Below are 25255 nucleotides of genomic sequence, written 5' to 3'. Positions count from 1 at the left end.
GGGAAACAAAAAGCACCCCGTTCGGCCGTACTCTCGCATGGCGACGGCGCGGCGTTCAAACCGGCCGGCGCGGGACCGTCACGCCAGTGATGCAAGCGGATGGTTAAAGAGTGACTGCCGGACGGGGCCGGAACCGATGTGCGGGTTCGCACGTTGTTCCGCCAATGAGAGCTTGACCATTGGGAGACACGCCGATGACCGCCGCTGCGCAGGCCCGCCACCTCTCCCTCTCGCGCCTGGAGCGCGTCGCCGGTCAGGCCTTCGGCTACGAAGAGCAGGAGGCCGTGGTCGCTCCCCGGGGCTCGCTGATGTTCGCGCATTCGGGCTTCGCCCTGGCGACCATGGCGACGGCGCTGGCTGCGACGATCACGTATTTCGTCTGATCGCCGCGCTTTCCGCTCCAACCCCGTCATTGCGAGGCGGAGCCGAAGCAATCCAGGGCGCAGTTTTTTCTGAAGCTTCACTGTGAGCTTCGGTGGCGTACCGTCAATGAAGTGAGCGGGCTTTGCGCCCGCCCCTCACTCCCAAAAAATCACTTGTCGTTCAGCACCTTGATCGGGTCGGTGCGTTGCGCCGGCGAGGGCTCCTTGGTCAAGTCGCTTCCGGTCTTGCGCTCCGGGGGCGCCTTGCCGCCGCCAACGGGGCTCTGGGCCGCAGCGTCGCGCCCCTGCGAGGGCACCGTGCCGCTGGCGAGTTCGAGGCAGGTCACCAGCTCGACATAGGAGGGCGAACCGCCCGCGGTGAATTGCTGCGAGCACTGAGTCTTGGCGGCGCCGGGGAACTTGCTCCAGTTCTTCTTCAGCTCGTCCTGGGCGCTGCGCTCGGATTGCAGGCAGCCCTCCAGGCTCGCGTTGTCGCTGATGCTGACCTGGGCGCGCTGCGCCGACTTGCAGGTCGATTCCACGTCGAGCTTGGGCGGGCCATCGGCGGCGAGGGCGGGTGCGGTCAGCGCGGCGAGGCCGAGGGCGGCGAGGAGCAGGCGGGGCGTCATGTCGGCTCGCGGAAGGGCAAGGGAATCGGACACGACAACGCGCGAGACGCCGCGATGTGTCGGGTGCCCTGCAAAAATCCCGCGCGACGGCTTCAGCCGCGCAGGGCCGCGTCGAGATCGCGAAACAGGTCGTCCGGGTCCTCGATGCCGGTGGAGAGCCGCAGCAGGTCGGGCGGGCAGGGCGTCGTCGGGCCCTCCACCGAGGCGCGGTGCTCGATCAGGCTCTCCACGCCACCGAGCGAGGTCGCCCGCTTCCACAGCCGCACCCGCGCGGCGGTGGCGATCGCCGCCGCCTCGCCCGCTGCGACGCGGATCGACAGCATGAAGCCGAAGCCGCCGCGCATCTGGCGCACCGCCACCGCGTGGCCGGGATGGTCGGGCAGGCCGGGATAGAGGACATGGCTCACTAGCGGATGACCGGAGAGGCGGTCGGCCAAGTGTTGCGCTCCGGCGCTCTGGGCGCTCGCGCGAAGGGGGAGGGTGCGCAGGCCCCGCATCAGCAGATAGGCCTCGAACGGCCCCAGGATCGCCCCCCAGGTGGCGCGGATCGCGACGATGCGCTCCCAGAACGCGTCGGCGCGGGCGGCGGCGAGCACGCCGGCCACCACGTCCGAATGGCCGTTCAGGATCTTTGTCCCTGAGTGCATCACGAGGTCGGCGCCGTGCTCCAGCGGCCGGGTCAGGATCGGGCTGGCCGCGGTGGAATCGACGGCGAGCCGGGCGCCGGCCGCATGCGCGATCCCGGCCACGCCCGCGAGATCGGTGATCGTGCAGAGCGGGTTGCCCGGCGTCTCGGCCCAGACGAGGCGGGTGCGGCCGGGGACGATCGCGGCGCGGACCGCCGCGAGGTCGTCCATCGCGACGAAATCGACCGTGAGGCCGAGCCGGTCCGCCTCCTGGCGCAGCCAGCGCTTGAGGCCCCAATACATCACCTCGGGCGCGACCACGTGGTCGCCGGGCGCGAGCGCGCAGAACACCGCCGCCGCCGCCGCCATGCCGGAGCCGAACAGCAGCGCGCCGGCGCCGGCGCCTTCCAGCGCGGCGATGACGCCTTCGGCCTCCCGCACGGTCGCGTTGTCGGGCCGGGCGTAGGAGAAGCCGGAGCGGTAGGCGTTGTCGGCGTCGCGCAGGTAGGTGGTCGAGAGGTGCAGCGGCGGCACCACCGCGCGGGTCACGGGATCGATATGGCCCATCGCCTGCGCGGCCAGCGTCCGCGGGCTCCACTCGGTCGCCGCGAGGGGAGCGGGATCGTCATCGCGGCCTGCATCCGGATCGGTCTCGGGCGCGTTGGTCCGGCTCATCGCATCCTCGTACGCTCTGCCCCGCGGGCTTGAGCGAAACCGAGGTTCCGGGCAAGGCGATCACACGACGGACGGAGCATCATACGGCGCATGACCACCCTGGAGGTTCCCGAGCGGCCGGCCCTGCCGCCGCTGCCCCGCCTCGCCGCGGCGATCCTGCCGGTGGTGCTGACCGCGGCGATCGGCTCGCTCGCCACCGGCCCAAACATCGAGACGTGGTACGAGACGATCCGCAAGCCCGCCTTCAACCCGCCGAACTGGCTGTTCCCGGTCGCCTGGACCGTCCTCTACGCCATGATCGCCGTCTCGCTGTGGCGGCTGCTCGGCGCGCGGCCGGTGGCGGGCCCGTCGCGGCGGGCGTGGTGGCTGGCGCTCGCGGCCTTCGCGGGCCAGCTCGTCCTCAACGCCGCCTGGACCCCGGTCTTCTTCGCCGCCCACGAACTCGGCCTCGCGCTGATCGTCGCGCTGGCGATGCTGGCGATGATCCTGTGGACGATCCGCCTGTCCTGGCGCTTCGACCGGGCCGCGGCGTGGCTGCTGGTGCCCTATGCGGCGTGGGTCAGTTTTGCCTGTTTGCTCAATGGCGTCATCTGGCAGATGAATTGAACTCGACCGGCATCACGACGGGACAAGAAGAGCCTCACCGTCATTGCGAGGCGGAGCCGAAGCAATCCAGCGCTCCGCACTTCCAGGATGGAGCGCTTGCGTGGCCGTATCTTCGGCGCGGTCTCGCCACATCCGAAAACGTCGCGCCCTGGATTGCTTCGGCTCCGCCTCGCAATGACGGCGCGGGGCCGTAATCCACGCGAAACGGGTGCCGGAACCCGGCGTTCAGGCCGCCAGCGCCCGCGATACCGTCGAGCGCAGGTCGGCCAGAGAGAACGGCTTCGTCAGCACGTCGGTGACGATGGCATCCAGGCCGCGGGCGCGTTCGCGCTGGTCGGCGAAGCCCGTCATCAACAGGATGGTCAGGTCGGGATAGTCGCGCTTGGCCGCGAGCGCCAAGGCGATGCCGTCCATCAGCGGCATGCGGATGTCGGTCAGCATCAGGTCGAAGCTGCCGCCGGCCTCGGACAGGCGGTCGAGCCCGTCGCTGCCGTCGATGGCGGTGACGACGGAGTGGCCGTCGAGTTCGAGACCCCGCTTCAGGAAGCCGCGCAAGGTGTCCTCGTCATCCACCAGCAGGATGCGCGCCATGACCGGCTGTCCTCTACCTTTCTCGGGATGTCGTCGTGTCGATCGATTGATCAAGCACGACCGTAGCCTGTCAAGCCTTTGTCGGGCTTCAGGTTCCTTCCGCCGCTTTTATGGGCGGAGTGTCGCCGATTTATCAGTCTCGACTGCGAATGAGCGTCAGGCGCCGCCGACGCGGCGTTAAGCGCCGCCGAACAGGTCCGGGTCGGTGCTCTCGTAATCGACGAGGCCGACGAAGGGGAGCTGGCGGAAGGCGTGGGCCGCGTCCATGCCGTAGCCGACGACGAACACGTCGGGGCAGGTGAAGCCGACGAAATCCGCCTCGATCGTCACCGCGCGCTTGCCGGGTTTTTCGAGCAGCACGGCGGTCAGCACCCGCCGGGCGCCGCGGGCCATCAGCAGGTCCTTGGCGAAGACCACGGTGCGGCCGGATTCGAGGATGTCGTCCACGAGCAGCACGTCGCGCCCGCGCACCTCGCTCTGCACGTCGCGCAGGATCTCGACCTGACCGGAGGACACCGTCGAGGTGCGGTAGCTCGACAGGTGCACGAACTCGACCTGCGGCGACAGCCCGGCCCGGTGCAGCGCCCGCAGCAGATCGGCGGCGAACATGAAGCTGCCCTTGAGCACCGCGACGACGAGGAGGTTGTCGGGCTTGGCCGCGACGATCTCGGCGGCGAGCTCGTCGTTGCGCTGGGCGATCGTGGCCTCGTCGAACAGGACGCGGACGCGCTTGGATGCAGTGCTCATGCGGATCTTGAAAACCTGGGACGCTCGCGACCGGCGCCGAAAGTGGGTGCTGCAGGGCAGCATAGCACGGGCCGCCGCCATCGCCAGCGTTCGAACCGGACGCTCAGGCGTCAGTGTTCCTGCGGCGCAGGCGACGGCACGGTCTCGCCGAAGCGCACCTCGATGCGGCGCCCCTGGGCCGGCGGGGCCGACAGGCTCGCCTTGAAGCGGGCTCGCTCGCCGGGCTCCAGCGCTGCGCGGGGGCCGGGCACCGACCAGCGATAGAGCGACTGGCCGTGCTCGTCGCGCACCTCGATCTCCACGGGCGGCACCGCCACGCGCTCGCGGGCGACGCCGACGAGGTCGCCCTCGACCACGAGGCGGGCCGGCTCGGCGCCCTCGGCCGGGCTCTGGAAGGCGGCGAGATCGGTGAAATCGATGCCGCGCAGGTTCACCGAGAGGCCGATGCCGGCATAGAGCGCGGCGGTCTGCGGCATCGCCCGCACCACGGTGGCGCGGCCGAGCAGGGCCAGCGGCAGCAGGGCGGCAACCGCGAGGCCCGCGGCGAGCGCGGGCGAGAGGCGGCGCGGACCGCTGCGCTTGGGCTTGCGCGTTGCCTTGGGCGGCGGGCGGCGGCGCGGCGGCGCTTCAGTTTTCGGGGCCGGCGGGGGCTCGGGCTCCGGCGCCTCGCTGCCGAGGCCGGTGCTGAACGGATCGGTCTCCGGCGTCATCTCGGCGAGCAGACCGGCGGCGACGTCGTCGGGGCCGATGAACCACGTCTCGCGGCAGGCGGCGCAGCGCACCGAGCGGCCGGCGGTGCCGACCTTCTCGGCATCGATGCGGTACTCGCTGGCGCAGGCCGGGCAGACGATCAGCATGGGGATACGCGGCCGAGTCCGGGGCGGCGGGTTGCCGCGCGCTCGAAAAGGACACAAACGTTCTCCCCCAGTAGGGTTAACCGGCGGTGAAGCCGGCCGCACCGCCCCGAATGCGGGGCCGGCGCCTGTGAAGAGTCAGCTGGAGCGAGCCTTGTCGGCTGGGAAGAACACGGGCAGCCTGCTGTCCGGCGCGCAGGAGCCCGTCGTCCGGTTCGAGGGTGTCGGCATGCGCTACGGGCTCGGCTCCGAGGTGCTCTCCGACGTGAGCTTCGAGATCGCGCCGCACTCGTTCCAGTTCCTCACCGGTCCCTCGGGGGCGGGCAAGACCACGCTGCTGCGCCTCATCCTGCTGTCGGTGAAGCCGACGCGGGGCCTCGTCTCGGTGTTCGGCGAGGAGGTGAGCGGCATCTCCAACGAGGCGCTGACGGGCCTGCGCCGCCGCATGGGCGTGGTGTTCCAGGATTTCCGCCTGCTCGACCATCTCACCACCTACGAGAACGTGGCGCTGCCCTTGCGCGTGCAGGAGCGGGCGGAGGCGAGCTACCGGGCCGAGGTCGTCGAGCTGCTGCGCTGGGTGGGGCTCGGCGAGCGCATGCACGTGCTGCCGCCGCTCCTGTCGGGCGGGGAGAAGCAGCGCGCGGCCATCGCCCGCGCGCTGATCGCCCGGCCCGAATTGCTGCTCGCCGACGAGCCCACCGGCAACGTCGATCCGAGCCTCGCCCGGCGCCTGCTGCGCCTGTTCATGGAGCTGAACCGGCTCGGCACCTCGGTGCTGATCGCCACCCACGATTACGGCCTGATGGACCTCGTCGATGCCCGCCGCATGGTGCTCGGCGAGGGCCGCCTGCGGATCGAGAACTGATGAACGAGGCCCGCCCCCCCGCGCCCGCGCGCCCGGCCAAGGCATCCGAGCCCTCCGAGCCGCCGCTGCCGGCGAACCTCCGGCGCAACGCCCCCCTGGTGCCGACCGATTCCGCGGCGAGCCGGGCGCTCGCCGCCGTCATCGCGATCCTGACCTTCCTCGCCGCCCTCTGCGCGGGGGCGGCCGAGATCGCCGTGTCGAGCGCCGGCCAGTGGCAGGGCAGCGTCGCGCAGGAAGTCACCGTGCAGGTCCGCCCCGGCGCCGGCCGCGACATCGAGGCCGACGTGAAGCGGGCGGAGGCCATCGCCCGCGCCCATCCGGGCATCGCCGGCGCCCGTGTCTTCTCCAAAGCGGAGTCCGAGCGGCTGCTGGAGCCCTGGCTCGGCAGCGGCCTCGACCTGTCGGACCTGCCCGTGCCGCGCCTCATCGCGCTGACCCTGCCGCCCGAGGCACGCCCCGACCTGTCGAGCCTGCGCACGGCGCTGACCGAGGCGCTGCCGGGGGTGGCGAGCCTCGACGACCACGCGCTCTGGCTCCAGCGGCTGTCGGTGATGGCCAACACCTTGGCCGGCATCGGCATCGGCGTCGTCGCCCTGGTGCTCATCGCGACGGGGCTCGCCGTGGTCTTCGCCACGCGGGGCGCCATGGCGGGCAACCGCGAGGTGGTCGAGGTGCTGCACTTCGTCGGTGCCGACGACGCCTATATCGCAAAAGCCTTCCAGAGCCGGTTCTTCCGCCTGGGGCTGCGCGGCGGCGCGCTCGGGGCGGGGGCGGCGCTCCTCGTCTGCGCGCTCGCCGGGTTGGCGGCCCGCGCGTGGCGCTCCGGCCCGGCGGGGGAGGAGATCGCCGCCCTGTTCGGCACCTTCCAGATCGGCTGGCAGGGCTACGCGGTGATCGTCGCGATCGGCGCCATCGCCTCCGTCGTCACCGCGATCGTCTCGCGGGTGACGGTGCGCCACTTCCTGCGCTGAAGGAGGAGAACCCCGTTAACCTTTCATCAAGCATTGCGGACCGAATCTCCGCCTCCATGATACCGCAATGAGCCGCTGTCCTGTCGCCCATGTCCGCGCGAACGTCACGACCGACGACCGGCGCCCTGACCCTGAAAGCACGGGACGCGCTCGGCTGGTCCTGGTCGGCGCCGGTGCCGCTGCGGATGGGTGAGGCGCGCAAGATCGGCCGGGGGCGCCTGCTGCTGCGGCTTGCCGTCTTCGTCGGGGGGCTCGGGTTCCTGGCGCTGGCGGGCGGCTTCTTCGCCTTCGTCACCGCGATCGAACGGGCCGAGCGCCCGACCCAGGGGAAGGCGGACGCCATCGTCGTCCTCACCGGCGGCTCGCAGCGCATCGGCGACGCCATCGATCTCCTGGCCGCCGGCCACGGCCGCCGCCTGCTGATCTCCGGCGTCAACGAGCGCACCAGCCGCGAGGAGATCGCCCGGCTCAACCCGAACCAGCAGCACTGGATCGATTGCTGCATCGATCTCGACTACCGGGCGCGCAACACCATCGGCAACGCCATCGAGACCCGCCGCTGGATGCGCCGCCACGGCTTCGCCAGCATCGCTGTGGTGACCTCGAACTACCACATGCCGCGCACCCTGGTGGAACTGCACCACGCGCTCGACGAGGGCGAGACGGTCATCCCCTATCCGGTCGTCTCCGACGGCTTCGACGTGTCGCGCTGGTGGGCCGACCCCTCCGCCGCCCGCCTGGTCGGCGCCGAGTACCTGAAATTCCTCGTCGCGTGGCTGCGCACGCAGGTCGAGTCCGACCCGGAGCAGTCCCACTTCGCCGTGCTGGTCGGCCGCCGCAAGCCGGTGAAGATCGTGGCGGAGCGATTGATGCGCGAATTGAATTGATCGTCGCCAGCTGAGGGCTCGGCCTCAGCTCAACGCCTCGCGAAACGCCTTCAGGTTCGCGCGCATCATCTCCAGATAGGTCGGCGCCGGGCCGGTCGGGCCGCTGAGGGCGTCGGAGAACAGGCGGGCGCCGACCTTGGCGCCGCTCTCGCGGGCGATCTGCTGCATCAGCCGGGGATCGGCGATGCTCTCCACGAACACCGCCGGCACCTTGTCGCGACGGATCTGGCGGATGATGCGCGCGACGTCCTTCGGGCCGGCCTCGCTGTTGGTCGAGATGCCCTGCGGCGCCAGGAAGCGGAGCCCATAGGCCGCCGCGTAGTAGCCGAAGGAATCGTGGGTGGTGATGACCCGCCGCTGCCCCTCGGGGATCGCCGCGAGCCCGGCCCGGATCTCCCCGTCCAGCGCGGCGAGTTTTTCTGTATAAGCCGCGGCCCGCGCCGAATAGTCGGCGGCGTGGTCCGGATCGGCCTTGGCCAGGGCGTCGCGGATGTTGGCCACGTAGGTCTTCACGTTGGCCACGCTCTGCCACGCATGCGGATCGGGATGGTCGCCCTCACCGTGGGCGTGCCCGTGATCGTGGTCGTGATCCTCGCTCGCGGGAATCGTTTGGATGCCGGTCGAGGCCGTGACGACCGGCGCCTTGGTGCCCGAAGCGCGTATCAGCCGCTCGATCCAGCCCTCGAAGCCGAGGCCGTTGACGACGACGAGGTCGGCCTCCGCCACCCTGCGAGCATCGCCCGGCGCCGGGCTGTAGCCGTGGGCGTCGGCGTCCGGCCCGACGAGGCTCGTCACCGCCACCCGCTCGCCGCCGACCTGCGCGACGAGATCGGCCAGGATCGAGAAGGTCGCCACCGCCTTCAGCTTCGCCTCGCCCGCCGTGGCGGAGAGGGGCGCCAGCGCCGCCAGCACGACCAAGACCCGCAACAATCCCCGGCCCATTCCCATACGCTCCCGACCTTTGGTCCGGTCGGCATAGTGTAACATTATCACATCGCCAAGAGTGGGAGGGACGATCCTTCATCGCAATCGCTCGGAACGAGCGACTGCGCCTTATGGCCCGGCGCGAAGAGCGCCGCGCGCAGCGGCCTCGGCTCAGCCGAGGCGTCTAGACCGTCGTCCTGGATATCGGATCCGAGACGACGGTCTAGATTCTTGAGCCGCATCGGCTTTTTCCGAAAGCCGGTTCCCACCTTTCGGGCCGATGCTCTAGCGGAGCGATAGCCAAGGCCGCGGATGCGGCCGCCGGCGATTGAGGCAAACAGGAAGCCGCGAACATGGACAACCTGTCATGTGCCGGACACCCTGCGGTGAGGCGAGCTTGTCCATTCTGGCGCCACTTCGGGGGAAGTGTCTCACGGGATGGAGTTCATCCATGCTGAATCGCAGAATGATGGGGGCCGCCGCCCTCGGGCTGATCGGGATCGGCTCCGCGGCCCTCGCCGCGCAAGCCAACGAACGGCCCGATCCGTTCGCCCGCGGCCACTGGCACGGCCGCTGGAACGCGCTCTCGCCGGAGGATCGGGCGGCCTTCACGGACGCCCGCCTCGCCGCCTTGCGCGCCGGGCTGAAGCTGACTCCCGATCAGGAAAAGCTGTGGCCGCCGGTCGAGACGGCGATCCGCGACCTCGCCAAGCAGCGCGACGCGCAGCGCACCGCCCGCCGCGAGCGCGGGCGCATGGTCGACGACGCCCCTGTGGCGCTCCGCGGCATGGCGGATGCCGCCACCGCCCGCGGCGAGGCCCTGCGCAAGCTCGCCGACGCCACCACCCCGCTCTTCGCCACCCTGGACGAGGGCCAGAAGCGCCGCGCCATGGTGTTGGCCCGACCGCTGCGCCCCGGCGGTGGCGGGCATCATTGGCGTCACCGCCACGGCCGCGATTGAGCCCCCGCGCTTGATCCGAGGCCGTTACGGCGGCAAACCCCGCGGGAGCCCTCCGGCTTCCCGCGGAAAGACACGGAACGATATGGCGCGCCGGCCGCTCCTGAGGGGCGACACCCTTCCCCTGCTCGGCCGGCTCTGGCGCGAATGGCTGTCGCCCCATCGCGGCACGCTGGCCGTTGTGCTGGTGCTCATCGCCATCGTCGGCGCCGCGACCGGCCTGTATCCGGCGCTGATCAAGGCCGCCTTCGACGCGTTCGACCACAAGGATTCGTCCGCGCTGGCTTACGGGCCCCTCGTCGTCATCGCGGTCACCTCGGTGCGGGGCTTCGCCCTGTTCGGGCAGACGGTACTGACCAATAAGGTCGTCACCCGCATCGAGGCCGACATGCAGGCGGCGCTCTACGGCCACCTGATCGAGGCCGACCTGGCGCAGCTCGGCCGCGAGAGCCCGGCCGCCTTCACCCAGCGCTTCACCACCGACTTCGCCTTCATCAAGGAGGCGCTGACCCGCATCTCGACGGTGCTCCTGCGCGACCTCGCCATGCTGATCGCGCTGGTGATCGCGCTGGTCTGGATGGACCCGCTGCTGACGCTCGCCGCCGCCGTCACGGTGCCGTTCGTCGCCGGACCCATCGGGAAGATCGGCAAGAAGCTGCGCCGGGTCTCGACCACGACGCAGGAGCAGATGGGCGCGACCGCGAGCCTCATCACCGAGAGCCTGCAAGGGGCGCGCGTCGCCAAGACCTACGCGCTGGAAGGCTACCTCAAGGGCCGCGCCTCACAGGCGCTCGACGAGGTGCGCCGCCTCAAGATGAAGGCCGCCAACGCCCGCGGCCGGCTCGACCCGCTGCTCGAAGTCGGCGGGGGCTTCGCGGTGGCCGGCGTCCTGGTGCTGGTGGGCCAGCGGGTGATGTCGGGCGACCGGACGGTCGGCGACTTCACCGGCTACGTCGCTGCCCTCCTGCTCGCCGCGCAGCCGGCTCGCGCCCTCGGCACCCTCAACGCCATCCTGCAGGAGGCGTCGGCCGCGCTGACCCGCTACTTCGCCCTGATGGACGAGGCGCCGACCATCCGCGAGAAGCCGGGCGCGCGGGCACTCACGGTTACCGCGGGCGAAATCCGCTTCGAGGGGGTGCATTTCCGCTACCGCGCCGACGCGCCGGCCCTGGAGGGCATCGACCTCGTCGTGCCCGCGGGCTCGACCACAGCGCTCGTCGGGCGCTCGGGCTCGGGAAAATCCTCGCTCCTCAACCTCGTGCCGCGGCTGCACGACGTCACCGCGGGCCGCGTCCTGATCGACGGGCAGGACCTGCGCGACGTGACGCTGAGTTCTCTCCGCGCCACCGTCGCCGTGGTGTCGCAGGAAGTCGTGCTGTTCGACGACACGGTGGCCGCCAATATCGGCTTCGGCCGCCCCGGCGCTACGCCCGCCGAGATCGAGGCGGCGGCCCGCGCGGCCGCCGCCCACGGCTTCATCGAACGGCTCGCCGAGGGCTACGAGTTTCGCGTCGGCCCGAGCGGCGGACGCTTGTCGGGGGGCGAGCGCCAGCGCATCTCGCTCGCCCGTGCCTTCCTCAAGGACGCGCCGATCCTGCTCCTCGACGAAGCGACCTCGGCGCTCGATTCCGAATCCGAGCATCTGGTGCAGGCGGCCCTGGAGCGGCTGATGCGCGGCCGCACCACGCTGGTCATCGCCCACCGCCTCTCGACCGTGCGCGAGGCCGGCCGCATCGCCGTACTGGAGGCCGGCCGCGTGGTCGAACTCGGCCGCCACGAGGAGCTTGTGGCCGCGGGCGGCACCTATGCGCGGCTGCACAGGCTCCAGTTGTCGGACGATTCCGGCCTCAACCGGGCTGGCGCCGACCGGTCGTGATGCTAAGCTTCGGCTCCGATGAGCCTGATCGACAACGAGCAGACGAAGCTGCTGGCGACTGCCCCGAACACGGCGGCGACCTCGTGCTTCACCGTGGGGATCGCGACGCCGATCGCGGGGTATCTCTATAATGTCGGCGGGTTGCAGGCCTATCTGTCTCCGGCGAGACTGATCGCCGGTGGGATCGGCTGGCTGGTCGCCGCGGTCGGACTACATCTGCTGGCGAGGCGGGCTCTGAGGAGGCTGGAAGCGTGAACGGATCGTTCGTCGTCGCCTTCATCGTCATGCCGCTCATCGTCCTCGCGATGGGCTACGCCGCCGTTCGCCTGCACGAATGGGACCTCGACCGCCGCCACCGCAACGACCCGGCCGAGTGAGCTTTTTTCGCCCACGAAAATGAGCCGGGCGCTGCCACCGGCGTCCCCCTTCGCGCGTAGTCTCGCGGGACACGAGGGACGCACCGCATGACACCCGCATTGTTCGGACGCACCGCCGCCGGCGAGGCTGTGACCCGCCATGCGCTGGTGCGTGGGGCGATGCGGGTCGAGATCATCACCTACGGCGCGGCGATCACTTCCATCGCGGTGCCGGACCGCGAGGGACGCACCGCCAACGTCGTCCTCGCGCTGGGTTCGGTCGAAGCCTACGAGACCCTGAGCCCGCATTTCGGCGCGGTGGCGGGCCGCTACGCCAACCGGATCGCGGGCGGGCGCTTCACCCTCGACGGTCGGACCTACGCGCTTCCCGTCAACGCGCCCCCCAACACCCTCCACGGCGGCCCAACCGGCTTCGGCAAGCGCAACTGGCGCGTCGCGGCGGCCGAGGCCACGCGGCTGGCGCTGGCGCGACGCAGCCCGGACGGGGAAGAGGGGTTTCCCGGCAACCTCGACGCCGAGGTGGTCTACAGCCTGCCCGAGGACGGGACGCTCCGGATCGACTACCGCGCCTGGAGCGACCGGCCGACGGTCGTGAACCTGACCAACCACAGCTATTTCAACCTCGCGGGCGAGGGGGCCGGCGACGTGTTCGGCCACGAAGTCGCGGTCTTCGCCGACGCCTTCACGCCGACCGACGCGACGCAGGTGCCGACCGGCGAAATCCGCGACGTGGCGGGCACGCCGTTCGATTTCCGCGAACCGACCCCGCTCGGCGCCCGCATCCGCGCGGGCGACCCGCAGATCGTGATCGCCAAGGGCTACGACCACAATTTCGTGCTGCGCGAACCCGGCGACACCCTGCGCCCGGCGGCGATTTGCCTCGATCCGGTCAGCGGGCGACGCCTTGAGGTCGCGACCACGCAACCGGGCCTGCAACTCTACACCGGCAACAACCTCGACGGCACGCTGGTCGGCCCGTCCGGCCGCACCTACCGGTCGGGCGACGGCGTCTGCTTCGAGACGCAAGCGTTTCCCGACGCGCCGAACCGCCCGGACTTCCCGAGCACGGTGATCCGGCCGGGGCAACGGTTCGTGTCGAGCACGGTGTACCGGTTCTCGACGGTGTGAGCGCCGGCTCGATCCCACCCTGACCCTCATCCTGAGGTGCTCCGCGAAGCGGAGCCTCGAAGGAGGGCTCCAGAAGTCGCGCGATCCGCTGGAGCCCTCCTTCGAGGCCGCTTACGCGGCACCTTGTATTAGCGATCCATGGCAGAGTGGCCTCATCCCGCGAGGGATGCCGGATCGAGGGTGGCCACCCTCGATCCGGCGGCGACCGTCGGATCCTGACGCACCTCAGCCCTCGGGGCTGATCCTGAGCCTGATCGCGGTCGCCCTCTTCATCGGACCCGGATGGTTGAAAGAACGCCCGGTTCGCATCGCAAGGATGGGACGACGAAGATGGCCCAACATACCAAACCCGTCGCCGGGATCGATACCGGCAAACTCCACCTCGACCTCGCCCTGCACACCCAGCCCGACGTGCAGCGCGTCACCAACAACGCCGACGGCTGGCCCGCGCTGATCGCCCACCTCAAGGCGCACGGCGTGGAGCATGTCGGTATCGTCCTTCGACAGGCTCAGGATGAGGGCCTCCGGCGGCTACGAACGCGGTGTGGTCGCCGCGTTGCGGGCGGCCGGCTTTCGGGTCAGCCTGCACCAGCCCCGGCAGATCAAGGCCTTCGCCAAGGCGCGCCTGCAGCGAGCCAAGAACGATCGCCTGGACGCACGCCTGATCGCGGCCTTCACCGCGCTCATCACCGAGCACCAGCCCGAGCGCAGCGCCCCCGATCCGCGCCTCCAGCCCCTGGCCGACCACCTCGTCTTCAACGAGCAGGCCATGGACGACGCCGCCCGCGCCCGCCTGCGCCTGGAGCACCAGCACGACCCGCGCCTGCGCTGCCAGCTCGAAGCCGACATCCGCCGGGCCGATGCCCGCGTCGAGCGCGAGCTCGACCGCCTGCTCGCCAAGGTTCGAGCCGAGCCCGATCTGGCCGAGCGCCTCGACCTGCTGTGCTCCATCCAGGGGCTCGGCGAGAAGACGGCGGTGCGCCTCGTCGTGCTGATGCCCGAGTTGGGAAGCCTGTCGCGCGAACAGGCCGCCAGCCTCGCCGGTCTCGCCCCGTACGATCACGACAGCGGAGAACACAAAGGCGAGCGCCACATCGCCGGCGGACGCGCCCGCGTGCGCACCGCCCTCTACACCGCCGCGCTGCCCGCCTCCCACCGCTGGAACCCGGCGCTCATCGCCCTGCGCACCCGCCTGATCGACCGTGGCAAGACCCACAAGAAGGCGCTCGTCGCCTGCGCCCGCAAGCTGCTCACCTACGCCAACGCCGTCCTCGCCAGGAACACACCGTGGGTGCCGGAGGGCAGGCCCGGATAACGGTTGCTCAGGATGAGGAAGATGGATCGGATGAGGCGGGCACACCGGGTCTCAGCCGCCTCCGACGACCCTCACCGTCATTGCGAGGCGGAGCCGAAGCAATCCAGAGCGCGACGCGGCAAGACGAGGCGCGGCGACCGACGGTCCGGGCACGACGGCGCGCCCTTTCCGGTGAGTGCGGAGCGCTGTTGGGGTGGACGGCCCCTGACGGCATCGGTGTGCCATGATGAGGTTGTCGAAGACTTCATCAGGAGGGACCGTCCATGAAGCAGTGTATCCGCATCGGGGTGGACACGTCGAAGCAATTGTTTCAGCTGCACGGGGTGAACGCGGCCGAGCAGCCGGTGCTGCGGCGTCAGTTGCGGCGGGAGAAGGTGCTGGCCTTCTTCACCCAGCATCCGCCGACGCTGGTGGCGCTTGCCCTTCGACAGGCTCAGGATGAGGGCCTGCGGCGCCTCGCACCACTGGGCGCGGGAGCCGACGCGGCTGGGGCACACGGTGAAGCTGATCGCGCCGCAGCTGGCCAAACCGTATGTCAGCCGGGGCAAGAGCGACGCGGCGGACGCGGCGGCCTTGTGCGAGGCGGTGAGCCGGCCGAGCATGCGCTTCGTGCCGGTCAAGACGCCCGAGCAGCAGGCGGCGCTGATGCTGGCGGGGCAGCGGATGCGGCTGGTGCGCCAGCGGGTGCAACTGGCCAACACGATCCGCGGGCATGCGAGCGAGTTCGGGCTGATCGCGGCCAAGGGGGCGGCGGCGATCGCGCCGTTGCTGGTGCGCCTGCGCACGGCCGAGATTCCGGAGCTGGCGCGGGCGCTGTTTGCCGAGATGGAGGCGGAGTACGCCGCCCTATGCGCGCGCATCACCGCGATCGATCGGCGGATGCGGGCGTGGTCGGCGCAGAGCGAGCCGGCCCGGCGCCTGTCCGCGATCCCGGGGGTGGGGCCGCTGATCGCGGCGTTTCTGGTGATGAAGACGCCCGATCCCGGCCGGTTCGCCACGGGGCGCGACTATGCGGCGTGGCTGGGGCTGACGCCCAAGAACCACTTGACGGCGGGCCGGACGCGGCTGGGGGTGATCACCCGGGCAGGCGACCCGATGCTGCGCAGCCTGCTCGTGGTAGGGGCGACCGCCATCGTCTGGCGGGTGCGGGACGCGAAGCCGAAGAGCGGACCGAAGAGCGATCCTGGGAGCGTGGGCGGGGCCGAGCCGCGGCTGCAGGCCTGGGTGCGGGCGCTGCTGATGCGCAAGCCGCCCAAGCTGGTGGCGGTGGCGCTGGCCAACAAGATCGCCCGCATCGCCTGGAGGCTGATGCTCAGCGGCGAGCGCTACCGGATGCCGGCCCTGCCCGCGGCGGGACCGCAGCCGGCGACCGCCTGACGGCGCTCCTCGCCTTGGCGGCGCCACAAGCGCCGCAGACCCCCATCGGGCGGCCAGGCCCGAACTGGACCCGGCCGCGTGACGTGCTTGCAAGCGGGAGATGAGGAACCGGGATCGTTCGATCCGGGACAGGGGATCAACCGTGCAATCCAGTGGCCGATCTCAGGTCGTCGCTCTGTGTGGATCCTCCGTCGCGGACCCCATCTTGGCCGGCAGCTCCCATGCTGCGCGAACAGGCCAGACACATGGAGGCAAGCGAACGCAGCCCCGGAAATCTCATCCGACCACCTTGCGAGAAGGGGGCCGTCCACACATGGATTGCTTCGGCTTCGCCTCGCAATGACGGTGAGGGTCTTTTGGATGCCGTGGCGCGAGCGTCGGCATTGCGACGCGGACAGCCGCTTGATCGCCCCCTGCGACCCAACGACCGCGCCCTTGACATCCCACCACCCAAATCCGAAATTTCAGTCATGACCGAAATTTCGGAAATCCCTCAAAAACTTCCTGCCGCCGTCGAGCGCTTCGTGCTGCACTGGGGCGATCTCGGCGGGCAGTGGGGGGTGAACCGGTCGGTCGCGCAGATTCATGCGCTGCTCTATCTGTCGGACCGGCCGCTCGCCGCCGAGGACATCGCCGGGACGCTCGGGATCGCCCGCTCCAGCGTCTCGACCTCGCTCAAGGAGCTGGCCGGCTGGCACCTGATCCGGCGGGTGCCGGTGCTCGGCGAGCGGCGCGACTTCTACGTCGCCGAGACCGACCTGTGGGAGATGGTCACGCGCATCGCCGCCGGGCGCAAGGAGCGCGAGATCGATCCGGCCATCGTGGCGCTCCGCGCCTGCGTGGCGGACGCCAAGGGCGATCCGGCGGTCGGCGCGGTCGCCAACCGGCGCCTCAAGGCGATGCTCGACTTCACCGAGACGCTCGACGGCTGGTACGCGCAGATGCTGCGGGTGCCCCACAACACGCTGGCCAAGCTGATCCGGCTCGGCGCCGGGATCGTGCGCTATCTACCGGTAAAATGAGGAGTCTTCGAAGCCGCGTAGCGGCTTCGCGGCGCGAAGAGCGCCGCGCGCAGCGGGCCTCGGCTTTGCCGAGGCGTCGAGCGGAGCGAAAGCCTGAGCCCGCGGAGGCGGGCGCCGGCGACTGAGGCTCACTAGAAATCAAACTACTTCGCGGGCCGTCAGCCCGCGAGCAGGTGCCCGCTCGGCCGGTCGGAACCCCAGATCTTTTCGAGGTTGTAGAAGCCGCGCACCTCGGGGCGGAAGATGTGGACGAGGACGTCGCCCGCATCGATCAGCACCCAGTCGCAGGCCTGCAGGCCCTCGACGCGGGCGTTGCCGAAGCCCTGGTTCTTCATCTCCTGGATGATCTTGTCGGCGATCGAGCCGACATGGCGCTGCGAGCGGCCGGAGGCGATGATCATCGTGTCGGCGAGCGAGGTCTTGCCGACGAGGTCGATCTCGACGGTCTCCTCGGCCTTCATCTCGTCGAGGCAGCCGAGGGCAAGGGCCTTGAGGGCGCCGGACGCGGCGGCCTGGGCATCGGAGCCGGCGGCTCCCTGGGTCACGGTCTCGGTCAGTGTCCGGGTTCCTGCGTAACGAACGGCGCGCGGCGATTCCGCCAGCGTGCTGAAATTGGCGGCTTTCTCGACGCTTTTCAAGTTCGCCAAACGCCCTACGGCCATGCCCAGGCCGGGCAGCGTGAACGGTTTCGCACCATTCAGGGGCTCCGGCCCTCCCGCAACGCCGTCGAGGACAACGCCGAGCGCGGGCCGTGCAGGAACACCCAGGCCGGAGGTTTGCGGGACGGGAGGGTGGGGGCTTCCGCCTCCGGCAGCCGGGCAGCGGCATAGCGCTGGGCGGCGCGGGCGGCGATGGCGGTGAGCGTATGGCCGGGGCGGTCGATCACCGCGATCGGCATCAGCGCCGCGATCGCTTCGTAGTGGCGCCAGCGGTGGAAGCTGCCGAGGGAGTCGGCGCCCATGATCCAGACGAAGCGGAGATCGGGCCGGCGGCGGCGCAGCCAGCGCAGGGTGTCCACGGTGTAGCGGATGCCGATCTCCGCTTCGAACCCGGTGACGACGATGCGCGGATCGGCACCGACGCGGCGCGCCTCAGCGATTCGCGCGCTCAGCGGCGCCAACTCCCCCAGATCCTTCAGCGGATTGCCGGGGGTGACGAGCCACCACACCCGATCGAGCCGCAGGCGCCGGAGCGCCGTGCGGCCGACATGGAGATGGCCGGCATGGGCCGGGTTGAACGAGCCGCCGTAGAGGCCGATCCGCTGGCCGGGAGCGGCCGGCGGCAGGAGGTCCGTGCGCAAGCGCCGGTCAGCGGGCGGTCACGGCCGGGTCTGGCCGCTGCCGTGGACGCGGTACTTGAAGGTTGTCAGCTGCTCGACGCCGACGGGGCCGCGAGCGTGCATCCGCCCGGTGGCGATGCCGATCTCGGCGCCGAAACCGAACTCGCCGCCATCGGCGAACTGGGTCGAGGCGTTGTGCACGACGATGGCGGAATCGACCTCGTTGAGGAAGCGGGTCGCCGCCTCGGTGTCGTCGGTGATGATCGCGTCGGTGTGGTGCGAGCCGTTGGCCTCGATATGGGCGATGGCAGCATCCAGCCCATCGACCACGCGGGCCGAGATGATCGCGTCGAGATACTCCGTGCGCCAGTCGGCTTCGCTCGCCGAGGTCACCCGCGGATCGACGGCGCGGACCGCCTCGTCGCCGCGCACCGCGCAGCCGGATTCGAGCAGCGCCTCGACCAGGGGCTTCAGGTGGGTCCCGGCGACCGCGGCATCGACCAGCAGCGTCTCGGCAGCGCCGCAGATGCCGGTGCGGCGCATCTTGCTGTTCAGGAGCACCGTGCGGGCCATGCCGAGATCGGCCTGCGCCCCGACATAGACGTGGCAGACGCCGTCGAGATGGGCGAAGACCGGCACCTTGGCCTCGGACTGGACGCGCTCGACGAGGCTGCGCCCGCCGCGGGGCACGATCACGTCGACGCAGCCATCGAGGCCCGCGAGCATCAGGCCGACCGCGGCGCGGTCGCGGGTGGGCACGAGTTGGATCGCATCCGCGGGCAGGCCGGAGCGGGCCAGCCCCTCGCTCATGGCGGTAGCGATGGCGGTGGCGGTGCGGTGCGAATCCGAGCCGGCGCGCAGGATCGCGGCGTTGCCGGCCTTGAGGCAGAGCGCGCCGGCATCGGCCGTGACGTTGGGGCGGCTCTCGAAAATCACGCCGACGACGCCGAGCGGCACCGAGATGCGCTCGATCAGCAGGCCGTTCGGCCGCTCGAAGGCGGCGAGTTGGCGCCCGACCGGATCGGCGAGGCCGGCGACCTTGTCGACGGCGTCGGCGATGGCCGCGACGCGGCCCTCGTCGAGCGTCAGCCGGTCGATGATCGCGGCAGTGAGGCCCGCGGCCTTGGCGGCGGTGACGTCGCGGGCGTTCTCGCGAAGGATCGTCGGCGCGGCCTCGCGGATGCTCTCGGCGACCGCGCGGAGCGCGAGATCCTTGGCCTGGGCGGAGGCGAGCGCGATGCCGCGGCTCGCCGCGCGGGCGCGCCGGCCGATCTCGGCCATCTGAGTGGCGAGGTCGTCGGCACCCGCGAAATCGGACTTGAGGTTCAGGACCGGCACGTTCCCGCTTCCCTGATTGGCGTCGGTTTCAGTCCATATGGCTCATCCATATGGAGAATGATGGGCCCCTTCGCACGACGCGCGGGGGTTGAACAAGCGCATGCGGCGGGTTGCCGGCATGATATTTCATCGCAGCGGAGCGATGCGCGGGATGATGCCGGTCAGCTTCCGACCATGGCGAGGTCGTCGCGGTGGATCATCTCGGTGCGCCCCGGCTGGGCCGCGCCTGCTGCGATGTCGCGGCTGGACCGGCCGATGATCGCGGCGGCCTCGGAACTGTCGTAGTTGACGAGGCCGCGGCCGAGCACACGGCCTTCCGGCCCGCGGATCAGCACGGCGTCGCCCTTGGCGAAGCGCCCCTCGATGCCGGTGACGCCGACCGGCAGCAGGCTCGCCCCGCCGCGCAGCGCCTGGGCCGCGCCGGCATCGACGACGAGCGTGCCCGAGGGCTCCAACGCCCCGGCAATCCAGGTCTTTCGCGCGGCGGTGGGCGTCGAGCCGGAGAGGAACCACGTGCAGCGCCCGCCCTCGCGGATGGTGCGCAGCGGGTTCTTTCGGCGCCCATCGGCGATGACCATGTGGGTGCCGCCGGAGGCCGCGATCTTGGCGGCCTCGACCTTGGTGCGCATGCCGCCGCGGGAGAGTTCCGAGGCGGGGCCGCCGGCCATCGCCTCGATCTCCGGCGTCACCCGCTCGACCACGGGCAGATGGCGGGCGTCCGGGTCGGTGTGGGGCGGGGCGGTGTAGAGCCCATCGATGTCGGAGAACAGCACCAGCACGTCGGCGCCGATCATGGTGGCGACGCGGGCGGCCAAGCGGTCGTTGTCGCCGTAGCGGATCTCGATGGTCGCCACCGTGTCGTTCTCGTTGACGACCGGCACGGCGCGGACTTCCAGGAGCTTCTGCACGGTCGCTCGCGCGTTGAGGTAGCGGCGGCGCTCCTCGGTGTCCTTCGGGGTGACGAGCACCTGACCGGCGACGATGCCGTGGTGCCCGAGCACCTCGGTCCAGTGGCGGGCGAGCGCGATCTGCCCGACGGCGGCCGCGGCCTGGCTCTCCTCCAGCCGCAGCGGGCCCGGCGGCAGGCCGAGCACGGTGCGGCCCAGCGCGATGGCGCCCGACGAGACCACGAGCACATCGACGCCGCGTGCATGCAGATCGGCGATGTCCTCGGCGAGCGCGGCGAGCCAAGCATGGCGCAGGCGCCCGCGGGCGCTGTCGACCAGCAGCGCGGAGCCGACCTTGACGACGACGCGGCGGAACTCTTCGAGGGCGGGCGGCTGAAGCACTGACATAGGCAGAGCGAGAAGCGGACGACGCCGTTCCTGTGCCTCAAGCGGTCGGCCTTGACCAGACGGGCGGGGCGCATGGGTGCCGCCCCCGGGCGAAGCGCTCCGGTTTTCCTTTCCGGGCACGAAGCGTGTACAATTCCGCGTGAGTGAGGACCGCCGATCCGGCGGCGTTGGCGAGAGCATGCCGTTGCCCGAGAACCGCGCCTGGGAGAGCCTGCTGCGCGGTCGGCGCGTGCTCGTGATCGAGGACGACTACTTCTGGGCGGACGAGCTCTCGACCGGCCTGCGCCGAGCCGGCGCCCTCGTGCTCGGCCCCACCGGCACGCTCGCCTCGGCGCTGGCGCTGCTCGCGCCGGAACCCGAACTCGACGCGGCGGTGATCGACATGAACCTGCGCGGCGAGCGGGCCGAGCCCCTGGTCGATCGGCTGGTGGCGCTAGGGGTGCCGCTGCTCCTCGTCACCGGCTACGAGTGCTCCAGCCTGTCCGAGGCCCATATCGGGCTGCCGTGCCTGGAAAAGCCGGTGGCGCTCGCCGCGGTGCTCACCGCCGTGAGCCGTCTGCTGCCGCAGGGATAGACGCCACACGCCCGCGCCACAGCTTCCCCGCCTCGACCCTGACGCGGCGGGAGCCCGGACCCTTGACCTCACCGATCGGATTCTACCTCGCGGCGGCCTGCGCCGGCGTCGCCTTCGTGGTGCAGCAGGCGGCCAACGCGAAGCTGCGCGGGGCGCTCGGCTCCGGCCTGTGGGCGGGCTTCACCAACTTCGCCGTCGGCGGCATCGCGGTGCTCGTCGTCATCGCGATCCTGCGCGAGAGCCTGCCGACGCTCGGCGCGGCGGGGAGAGCGCCCTGGTACGCCTGGACCGGGGGCGGGCTCGGGGCGCTCTACATCATCGGCTCGGTGTTTCTGCTGCCGCGCATCGGCGCGGCCTCGCTGATTGCCCTAATCATCGTCGGCCAGATGCTGGCCTCGCTCGCCTTCGACCATTTCGGGCTGATGGGTGTCCCGGTCCACGAGGCCAATGTTTTTCGCATTCTCGGCGCGGTGCTGCTGATCGCGGGCGTGGCGCTGATCACCCTGTTCTGACCGCGCGACGGCGCTTCAGGCGTCGTCCTCGGGCGCGAAGACTTCGCCGCGCTCGGCGAGGCGCACGTTGTCCTCGTCGGCCCGGAGCTGTCGCGCGGCGCGGTATTCCGCGGCGGCCCGGTGCAGCCGCGCCTCGTCCGGGTCGGTCGGCGCGGGGGCGGTAGGGTCGGCCCGGTCGGCCAGCGCCTCCACCTCGCGGTCGAGGGTCGCGCGCTCGTCGGGGTCGAGCCCGGCCGGATCGCCGAGGCCGAGCCGGCGGGCCGCGAGTTCCGCCAGGGCCTGCCGCTTCGTCTCCCACTCCGCCATTGCGCTCCCTTCCTCGCGGTATGCTTGCCCGATTCAGCGCGTGGAAGCAGACGCGGTTCCGCGACGGGCGGACCCGCGGGGCCGCCGCGCGGGTTGCCCCGGCATGATCGACGCCCTCGACCTTCCGCCCGATGCGCGCCCGCGGGAGACCCGCTCCAAGCCGGCCCGCCTCTGGCGCCCGCGCCGGGTGCTGGTCACGCCGGCCGCCTTGGCGCATGCCCACGGCCGCGCCATGGCCGAGCGGGCGGAGGCCGAGGGGCTGCCGGTGGAGTATCTGGCGAGCAACCGCATCGCTGCGCCCAAGGGCGATCCGCGCCGGGCCTATGCCGAGGCCAAGGCGACGCTGGCCATTGTCGTGGCGCCGCCCTCGAAGCTGAAGCTCCAGCCGATCCCGCCGAGCGCCGACTGGCGCTTCGACCTCGCCGAGGGCTGCCCGGCGCATTGCCAGTACTGCTACCTCGCCGGCTCGCTCTCGGGCCCGCCGGTGACGCGCGCCTACGCCAATCTCGACGCGATCCTGGGGAACTTGAGCGACTATGTCGGCCGCGGCGGCGTCACCAGCGCCTCCGTCGAGCGCGCCGTGGAGGGCACCACCTTCGAGGCCTCCTGCTACACCGATCCCCTCGGTATCGAGCACCTGACCGGCTCCCTTTCGGCGGCGATCCGGCATTTCGGCGCCTGGGACGCGCCCGTGCAGCTGCGCTTCACCACCAAGTTCGCCGCGGTCGGCCCGCTGCTCGACCTGCCGCATCGCGGGCGCACCCGCATCCGCTTCTCGGTCAACGCCGCACCCGCCGCCCGCTACGAGGGCGGGACCGCGCCGCTCGCCGAGCGGCTTTCCGCGATGGGCGCGGTGGCGGAAGCCGGCTACCCCGTCGGCCTCACCATCGCGCCGATCCTGCCGGTGGAGGGCTGGCGCGCGGCCTACGACGCGCTGCTCGCCGACGCCGCGGACGCGCTCGTGCGCGTGAAGGCGCCGGACCTGACGGTCGAACTCATCACCCACCGCTTCACGCCGGGCTCGAAGGAGGTGCTGGCGGGCTGGTATCCGGGCTCCGACCTGCCGATGCGCGAGGACGAGCGCAGCCGCAAGTTCACGAAGTTCGGCTCGGTGAAATACGTACTGCCGACGGAGATCATGCGCGAGATGCGGGGGTATTTTTACGAGCGGATCGGTGCGCGGCTGCCGTTCGCGAGGATTCTGTATTGGACCTGACGGCCGTTTTGCTCGCCTCCTCCCATCCAACCCCCTCATCCTGAGGTGCTGCGCAGCAGCCTCGAAGGAGGGCTCCAGAAGTCGCGCGATCCTCTGGAGCCCTCCTTCGAGGCTCCGCTTCGCTGCGCACCTCAGGATGAGGGGGTTAGGTTGGATTGCTGACGCAGTGGAGCGCGGCCGTCGCGCTACCGCTTCATCCGCGCCTGCCCCGTCGGGCACATATCGAGCAGCACGCATCCGGCGCAGGCCGGGCTGTGGTGGAAGCACACCTTCTGCCCGTGCAGCATCAGCACCTCGTGATTGTCGTAGAGCTTCTGCGCCGACCAGTCGTCGGGGAGCTGCGCCCGCAGGATCGGATGGCTCGGACCGACATCGACGCTCTTGCCGATCAGCCCGGTGCGCTGCGCCACCCGGTGGTGATGGCTGTCGACGGGCAGCGCCGGCATCCGGAGCGTGCTGAACGACAGCACCGCCGCGCTGGTCTTCGGCCCGATGCCGGGGATCGCCTGGAGCCACGCGCGGGCCTCGTCCACGCCGAGATCGGCCAGGAAATCGAGGTTCAGAGCGCCGTTCCTCTCGCGCACGGCCGAGAGAACCGCCTTGATGCGCGGCGCCTTCAGCTCCGGCCACGTGACGCCGCGGATGGTGTCCTCGATCTCGGGCGTCTCGGCCGCCTCGACCGCGGCCCAGTCCGGCCAGCGCGCCCGCAGCGCCTTGAAGGCGCGGCCGGACTCGGCGTTACGGGTGCGGTGGGACAGGAGCGAGGAGATCAGCTCCGAGAGCGGGTCGAGGCTGTGGAAATACGGAATCGGACAGCCGTAGACGCCGCAGAGGCGGCGGTGGACTGCAAGCGCCTTCTCCTTCAGCGCCGCGCTCGGCGCGGGTGCTTCCGCGCGGCGGGCGCGGCGCGGGGCGGGGGTGTCGAGTCCGGGCAGCATCGGCATAAAAGCCGAATCGCCGACCGGACTCGCAGGTTCCCGCAGAGCATTCGCTCTGCTTTTTCCCTGGGCCTCAAACGCCGGCGGTCGCATCCGCGACCTTAGGCTTCTCGCTCCGCTAGACGCCTCGGCTGAAAGCCGAGGCCGCTCCGCGGGGCGCTCTTCGCGCCCGGAATACGGTGCCATCGCTCGTTCCGAGCGATGGCTCGGCCGGCTACTTCGTGGCCTCTTTGGGCAGCGCGTAGATGTTGATGTCGAGCTTCTCTTCCGAGCCGCCCTTCAGGTCGCTGACGTATTCCTCGACGAAGCGGTCCTGCACGTCGATCTCCTTCACCTCGAGATAGGCCGTCAGGGTCTCGTAGGTGCCGTCGATCTCCTCGTAGGTGCCGGTGTGCTTGAACCGCAGCGCCTTGCCGGACGGCGTCGAACCGAAGCGCACGCCGTCGATCTCGGCCCCACCCGCGGGTGCGGATTCGATCGGGATCATCGCCTCGTAGGAGAAGCCGTCCTCCTCCGTCTTGGTGAAGACCGAGAGCGGGCGCCCGGCGGGTTTGAGGCCGGCCTTGGCGAGCGCCGTCTCGATCCGCTTGAACGAATCGGTGAGGCTCGCCACCGCGTCGTCCCACTTGGTTTGCCCCGAGACGATCGCCGCGGGCTTGGCCGGCAGCGTCACCTCGTCGACGTCGTTGGCCTCGCCGGGGCTCGGCACCAGGGTCGGCAGCGCCGAGGGGCCGGGCCGCGCGACCGGGGCCGGATCGGACGTGCCGGGGTTGCGCACCGGCGCCTGCTCGGGGGCGGGCATCGCCGTGCCGGGGCCGGATTTCGACGGATCGGGCGCGGTCGTCAGCGGCAGCGGCTGGGTCTCGGCCGGGGAGGGGGCGTTGGTAGGGGGCGGCGCGTTCTGGGCCATGGCCGCGAGCGGGCCGAGGATCAGGAGGCCGGCGGCAACGAGGGCGGGACGGGTCAAGGCGCGAGGCTCCAATCGGCGGCGGGCGCGGGCCGTGCGT

Annotated in this window: 29 protein-coding genes and 1 pseudogene; 16 read left to right on the top strand and 14 right to left on the bottom strand. The window is 70.9% G+C overall.

Translation table 11 applies throughout. From position 1 onward, the window contains the following. Positions 1-194: 194 nt before the first annotated feature. Positions 195-383 carry a hypothetical protein gene (locus AAHG03_RS06510; RefSeq protein ID WP_342149612.1) on the top strand — a complete coding sequence of 63 codons (189 nt, stop codon included), beginning with the start codon at positions 195-197 and terminating at the stop codon, positions 381-383. Between the two features lie 149 nt (positions 384-532). Here AAHG03_RS06510 and AAHG03_RS06505 read toward each other — a convergent pair whose 3' ends face one another. Together AAHG03_RS06505 and AAHG03_RS06500 are read right to left on the bottom strand one after the other, a co-directional pair. Then, the gene (locus tag AAHG03_RS06505) at positions 533-991 is read right to left on the bottom strand and encodes a hypothetical protein (protein WP_342149609.1); all 459 of its coding nucleotides are present in this window, start codon (positions 989-991) and stop codon (positions 533-535) included. A 92-nt stretch (positions 992-1083) separates the two neighbouring features. Continuing rightward, positions 1084-2292 carry a trans-sulfuration enzyme family protein gene (locus AAHG03_RS06500; protein WP_342149608.1) on the bottom strand — a complete coding sequence of 403 codons (1209 nt, stop codon included), beginning with the start codon at positions 2290-2292 and terminating at the stop codon, positions 1084-1086. A gap of 90 nt (positions 2293-2382) precedes the next feature. On the opposite strand from AAHG03_RS06500, the gene AAHG03_RS06495 reads away from it, so the two are divergent. Then, a complete protein-coding gene (locus AAHG03_RS06495) occupies positions 2383-2898 on the top strand; it encodes a TspO/MBR family protein (protein ID WP_342149607.1) in 516 nt (171 codons plus the stop codon). 225 nt (positions 2899-3123) lie between these two features. Here the strand turns inward: AAHG03_RS06495 and AAHG03_RS06490 are convergent, their stop codons facing one another. The 3 genes from AAHG03_RS06490 to AAHG03_RS06480 form a co-directional block, all read right to left on the bottom strand. Then, a complete protein-coding gene (locus tag AAHG03_RS06490; RefSeq protein WP_342149606.1) occupies positions 3124-3489 on the bottom strand; it encodes a response regulator in 366 nt (121 codons plus the stop codon). A gap of 177 nt (positions 3490-3666) precedes the next feature. After that, positions 3667-4236 (bottom strand): hypoxanthine phosphoribosyltransferase, encoded by a 570-nt coding sequence (gene hpt, locus AAHG03_RS06485; RefSeq protein WP_056243345.1) that lies wholly within the window; start codon positions 4234-4236, stop codon positions 3667-3669. Between the two features lie 110 nt (positions 4237-4346). Further along, on the bottom strand, positions 4347-5093 hold the full coding sequence (locus AAHG03_RS06480; protein WP_342149604.1) for a zinc-ribbon domain-containing protein: 747 nt from the start codon (positions 5091-5093) through the stop codon (positions 4347-4349). 151 nt (positions 5094-5244) lie between these two features. Here AAHG03_RS06480 and ftsE point away from each other — a divergent pair, with 151 nt between their 5' ends. The 3 genes from ftsE (at position 5245) to AAHG03_RS06465 (ending at position 7813) form a co-directional block, all read left to right on the top strand. After that, positions 5245-5955, top strand: coding sequence for a cell division ATP-binding protein FtsE (gene ftsE, locus AAHG03_RS06475; protein ID WP_342149603.1), 711 nt, complete (start codon positions 5245-5247; stop codon positions 5953-5955). Continuing rightward, on the top strand, positions 5955-6926 hold the full coding sequence (locus AAHG03_RS06470) for a cell division protein FtsX (RefSeq protein WP_342149601.1): 972 nt from the start codon (positions 5955-5957) through the stop codon (positions 6924-6926). The genes ftsE and AAHG03_RS06470 overlap by 1 nt, the downstream gene beginning before the upstream one ends. A gap of 185 nt (positions 6927-7111) precedes the next feature. Then, positions 7112-7813: a YdcF family protein gene (locus tag AAHG03_RS06465; protein ID WP_342149764.1), complete on the top strand. Its 702-nt coding sequence runs from the start codon at positions 7112-7114 to the stop codon at positions 7811-7813. A 24-nt stretch (positions 7814-7837) separates the two neighbouring features. Here AAHG03_RS06465 and AAHG03_RS06460 read toward each other — a convergent pair whose 3' ends face one another. Then, entirely contained in the window at positions 7838-8761 is a 924-nt protein-coding gene (locus AAHG03_RS06460) for a metal ABC transporter substrate-binding protein (RefSeq protein ID WP_342149599.1), read from the bottom strand. Between the two features lie 427 nt (positions 8762-9188). On the opposite strand from AAHG03_RS06460, the gene AAHG03_RS06455 reads away from it, so the two are divergent. The 5 genes from AAHG03_RS06455 (at position 9189) to AAHG03_RS06435 (ending at position 13076) form a co-directional block, all read left to right on the top strand. Continuing rightward, positions 9189-9698 carry a Spy/CpxP family protein refolding chaperone gene (locus AAHG03_RS06455; RefSeq protein WP_342149598.1) on the top strand — a complete coding sequence of 170 codons (510 nt, stop codon included), beginning with the start codon at positions 9189-9191 and terminating at the stop codon, positions 9696-9698. Positions 9699-9780: 82 nt separating this feature from the next. After that, the gene (locus AAHG03_RS06450) at positions 9781-11571 is read left to right on the top strand and encodes an ABC transporter ATP-binding protein (RefSeq protein ID WP_342149596.1); all 1791 of its coding nucleotides are present in this window, start codon (positions 9781-9783) and stop codon (positions 11569-11571) included. 18 nt (positions 11572-11589) lie between these two features. Then, entirely contained in the window at positions 11590-11826 is a 237-nt protein-coding gene (locus AAHG03_RS06445; RefSeq protein WP_342149595.1) for a hypothetical protein, read from the top strand. Then, positions 11823-11948, top strand: a complete 126-nt coding sequence (locus tag AAHG03_RS06440; RefSeq protein WP_342149593.1) for a hypothetical protein — start codon at positions 11823-11825, stop codon at positions 11946-11948. Before AAHG03_RS06445 ends, AAHG03_RS06440 begins: the two co-directional genes overlap by 4 nt. Positions 11949-12035: 87 nt before the next feature. Next, positions 12036-13076 carry an aldose epimerase family protein gene (locus AAHG03_RS06435; protein WP_342149591.1) on the top strand — a complete coding sequence of 347 codons (1041 nt, stop codon included), beginning with the start codon at positions 12036-12038 and terminating at the stop codon, positions 13074-13076. Between the two features lie 225 nt (positions 13077-13301). Here AAHG03_RS06435 and AAHG03_RS06430 read toward each other — a convergent pair whose 3' ends face one another. After that, positions 13302-13562 carry a hypothetical protein gene (locus AAHG03_RS06430; protein ID WP_342149590.1) on the bottom strand — a complete coding sequence of 87 codons (261 nt, stop codon included), beginning with the start codon at positions 13560-13562 and terminating at the stop codon, positions 13302-13304. 28 nt (positions 13563-13590) lie between these two features. Here AAHG03_RS06430 and AAHG03_RS06425 point away from each other — a divergent pair, with 28 nt between their 5' ends. From AAHG03_RS06425 to AAHG03_RS06415, 3 genes and pseudogenes are all read left to right on the top strand, one after another. Further along, positions 13591-14391 (top strand): IS110 family transposase, encoded by an 801-nt coding sequence (locus AAHG03_RS06425; protein WP_412759721.1) that lies wholly within the window; start codon positions 13591-13593, stop codon positions 14389-14391. Between the two features lie 263 nt (positions 14392-14654). Next, positions 14655-15768, top strand: a pseudogene (locus AAHG03_RS06420) (IS110 family RNA-guided transposase). 470 nt (positions 15769-16238) lie between these two features. After that, positions 16239-16790, top strand: a complete 552-nt coding sequence (locus AAHG03_RS06415; RefSeq protein ID WP_342149586.1) for a GbsR/MarR family transcriptional regulator — start codon at positions 16239-16241, stop codon at positions 16788-16790. Positions 16791-16948: 158 nt separating this feature from the next. On the opposite strand, the gene rsfS is transcribed toward AAHG03_RS06415, so the two are convergent. The 4 genes from rsfS to proB all read right to left on the bottom strand — a co-directional run bounded on the left by rsfS (position 16949) and on the right by proB (position 20702). Then, entirely contained in the window at positions 16949-17335 is a 387-nt protein-coding gene (gene rsfS / locus AAHG03_RS06410; protein WP_342149585.1) for a ribosome silencing factor, read from the bottom strand. A 152-nt stretch (positions 17336-17487) separates the two neighbouring features. Continuing rightward, positions 17488-18090: a nicotinate-nucleotide adenylyltransferase gene (locus AAHG03_RS06405; protein WP_342149584.1), complete on the bottom strand. Its 603-nt coding sequence runs from the start codon at positions 18088-18090 to the stop codon at positions 17488-17490. 18 nt (positions 18091-18108) lie between these two features. Then, positions 18109-19407 (bottom strand): glutamate-5-semialdehyde dehydrogenase, encoded by a 1299-nt coding sequence (locus AAHG03_RS06400; RefSeq protein ID WP_342149582.1) that lies wholly within the window; start codon positions 19405-19407, stop codon positions 18109-18111. A gap of 161 nt (positions 19408-19568) precedes the next feature. After that, positions 19569-20702 carry a glutamate 5-kinase gene (gene proB / locus AAHG03_RS06395; protein WP_342149581.1) on the bottom strand — a complete coding sequence of 378 codons (1134 nt, stop codon included), beginning with the start codon at positions 20700-20702 and terminating at the stop codon, positions 19569-19571. A 178-nt stretch (positions 20703-20880) separates the two neighbouring features. Here proB and AAHG03_RS06390 point away from each other — a divergent pair, with 178 nt between their 5' ends. Next, positions 20881-21276, top strand: coding sequence for a response regulator (locus tag AAHG03_RS06390; RefSeq protein WP_342149579.1), 396 nt, complete (start codon positions 20881-20883; stop codon positions 21274-21276). 62 nt (positions 21277-21338) lie between these two features. Then, entirely contained in the window at positions 21339-21788 is a 450-nt protein-coding gene (locus AAHG03_RS06385; protein ID WP_342149577.1) for a DMT family transporter, read from the top strand. Between the two features lie 15 nt (positions 21789-21803). On the opposite strand, the gene AAHG03_RS06380 is transcribed toward AAHG03_RS06385, so the two are convergent. Beyond that, complete coding sequence (locus tag AAHG03_RS06380) at positions 21804-22094, bottom strand: hypothetical protein (protein ID WP_342149576.1); 291 nt, start codon at positions 22092-22094, stop codon at positions 21804-21806. 103 nt (positions 22095-22197) lie between these two features. Between AAHG03_RS06380 and AAHG03_RS06375 the strand changes: the two genes are divergently transcribed. Continuing rightward, the gene (locus tag AAHG03_RS06375; RefSeq protein WP_342149575.1) at positions 22198-23310 is read left to right on the top strand and encodes an SPL family radical SAM protein; all 1113 of its coding nucleotides are present in this window, start codon (positions 22198-22200) and stop codon (positions 23308-23310) included. Between the two features lie 185 nt (positions 23311-23495). Here AAHG03_RS06375 and AAHG03_RS06370 read toward each other — a convergent pair whose 3' ends face one another. Continuing rightward, positions 23496-24254, bottom strand: coding sequence for an endonuclease III domain-containing protein (locus tag AAHG03_RS06370; protein ID WP_342149573.1), 759 nt, complete (start codon positions 24252-24254; stop codon positions 23496-23498). A gap of 208 nt (positions 24255-24462) precedes the next feature. Next, on the bottom strand, positions 24463-25215 hold the full coding sequence (locus AAHG03_RS06365) for a GyrI-like domain-containing protein (protein WP_342149572.1): 753 nt from the start codon (positions 25213-25215) through the stop codon (positions 24463-24465). Between the last annotated feature and the right edge of the window lie 40 nt (positions 25216-25255).

It is taken from the genome of Methylorubrum subtropicum (assembly GCF_038442325.1).
Classification (GTDB): domain Bacteria; phylum Pseudomonadota; class Alphaproteobacteria; order Rhizobiales; family Beijerinckiaceae; genus Methylobacterium; species Methylobacterium subtropicum.
Note: the sequence above shows the minus strand (reverse complement) of the source record. Positions and strands in the feature narration are given on the sequence as shown.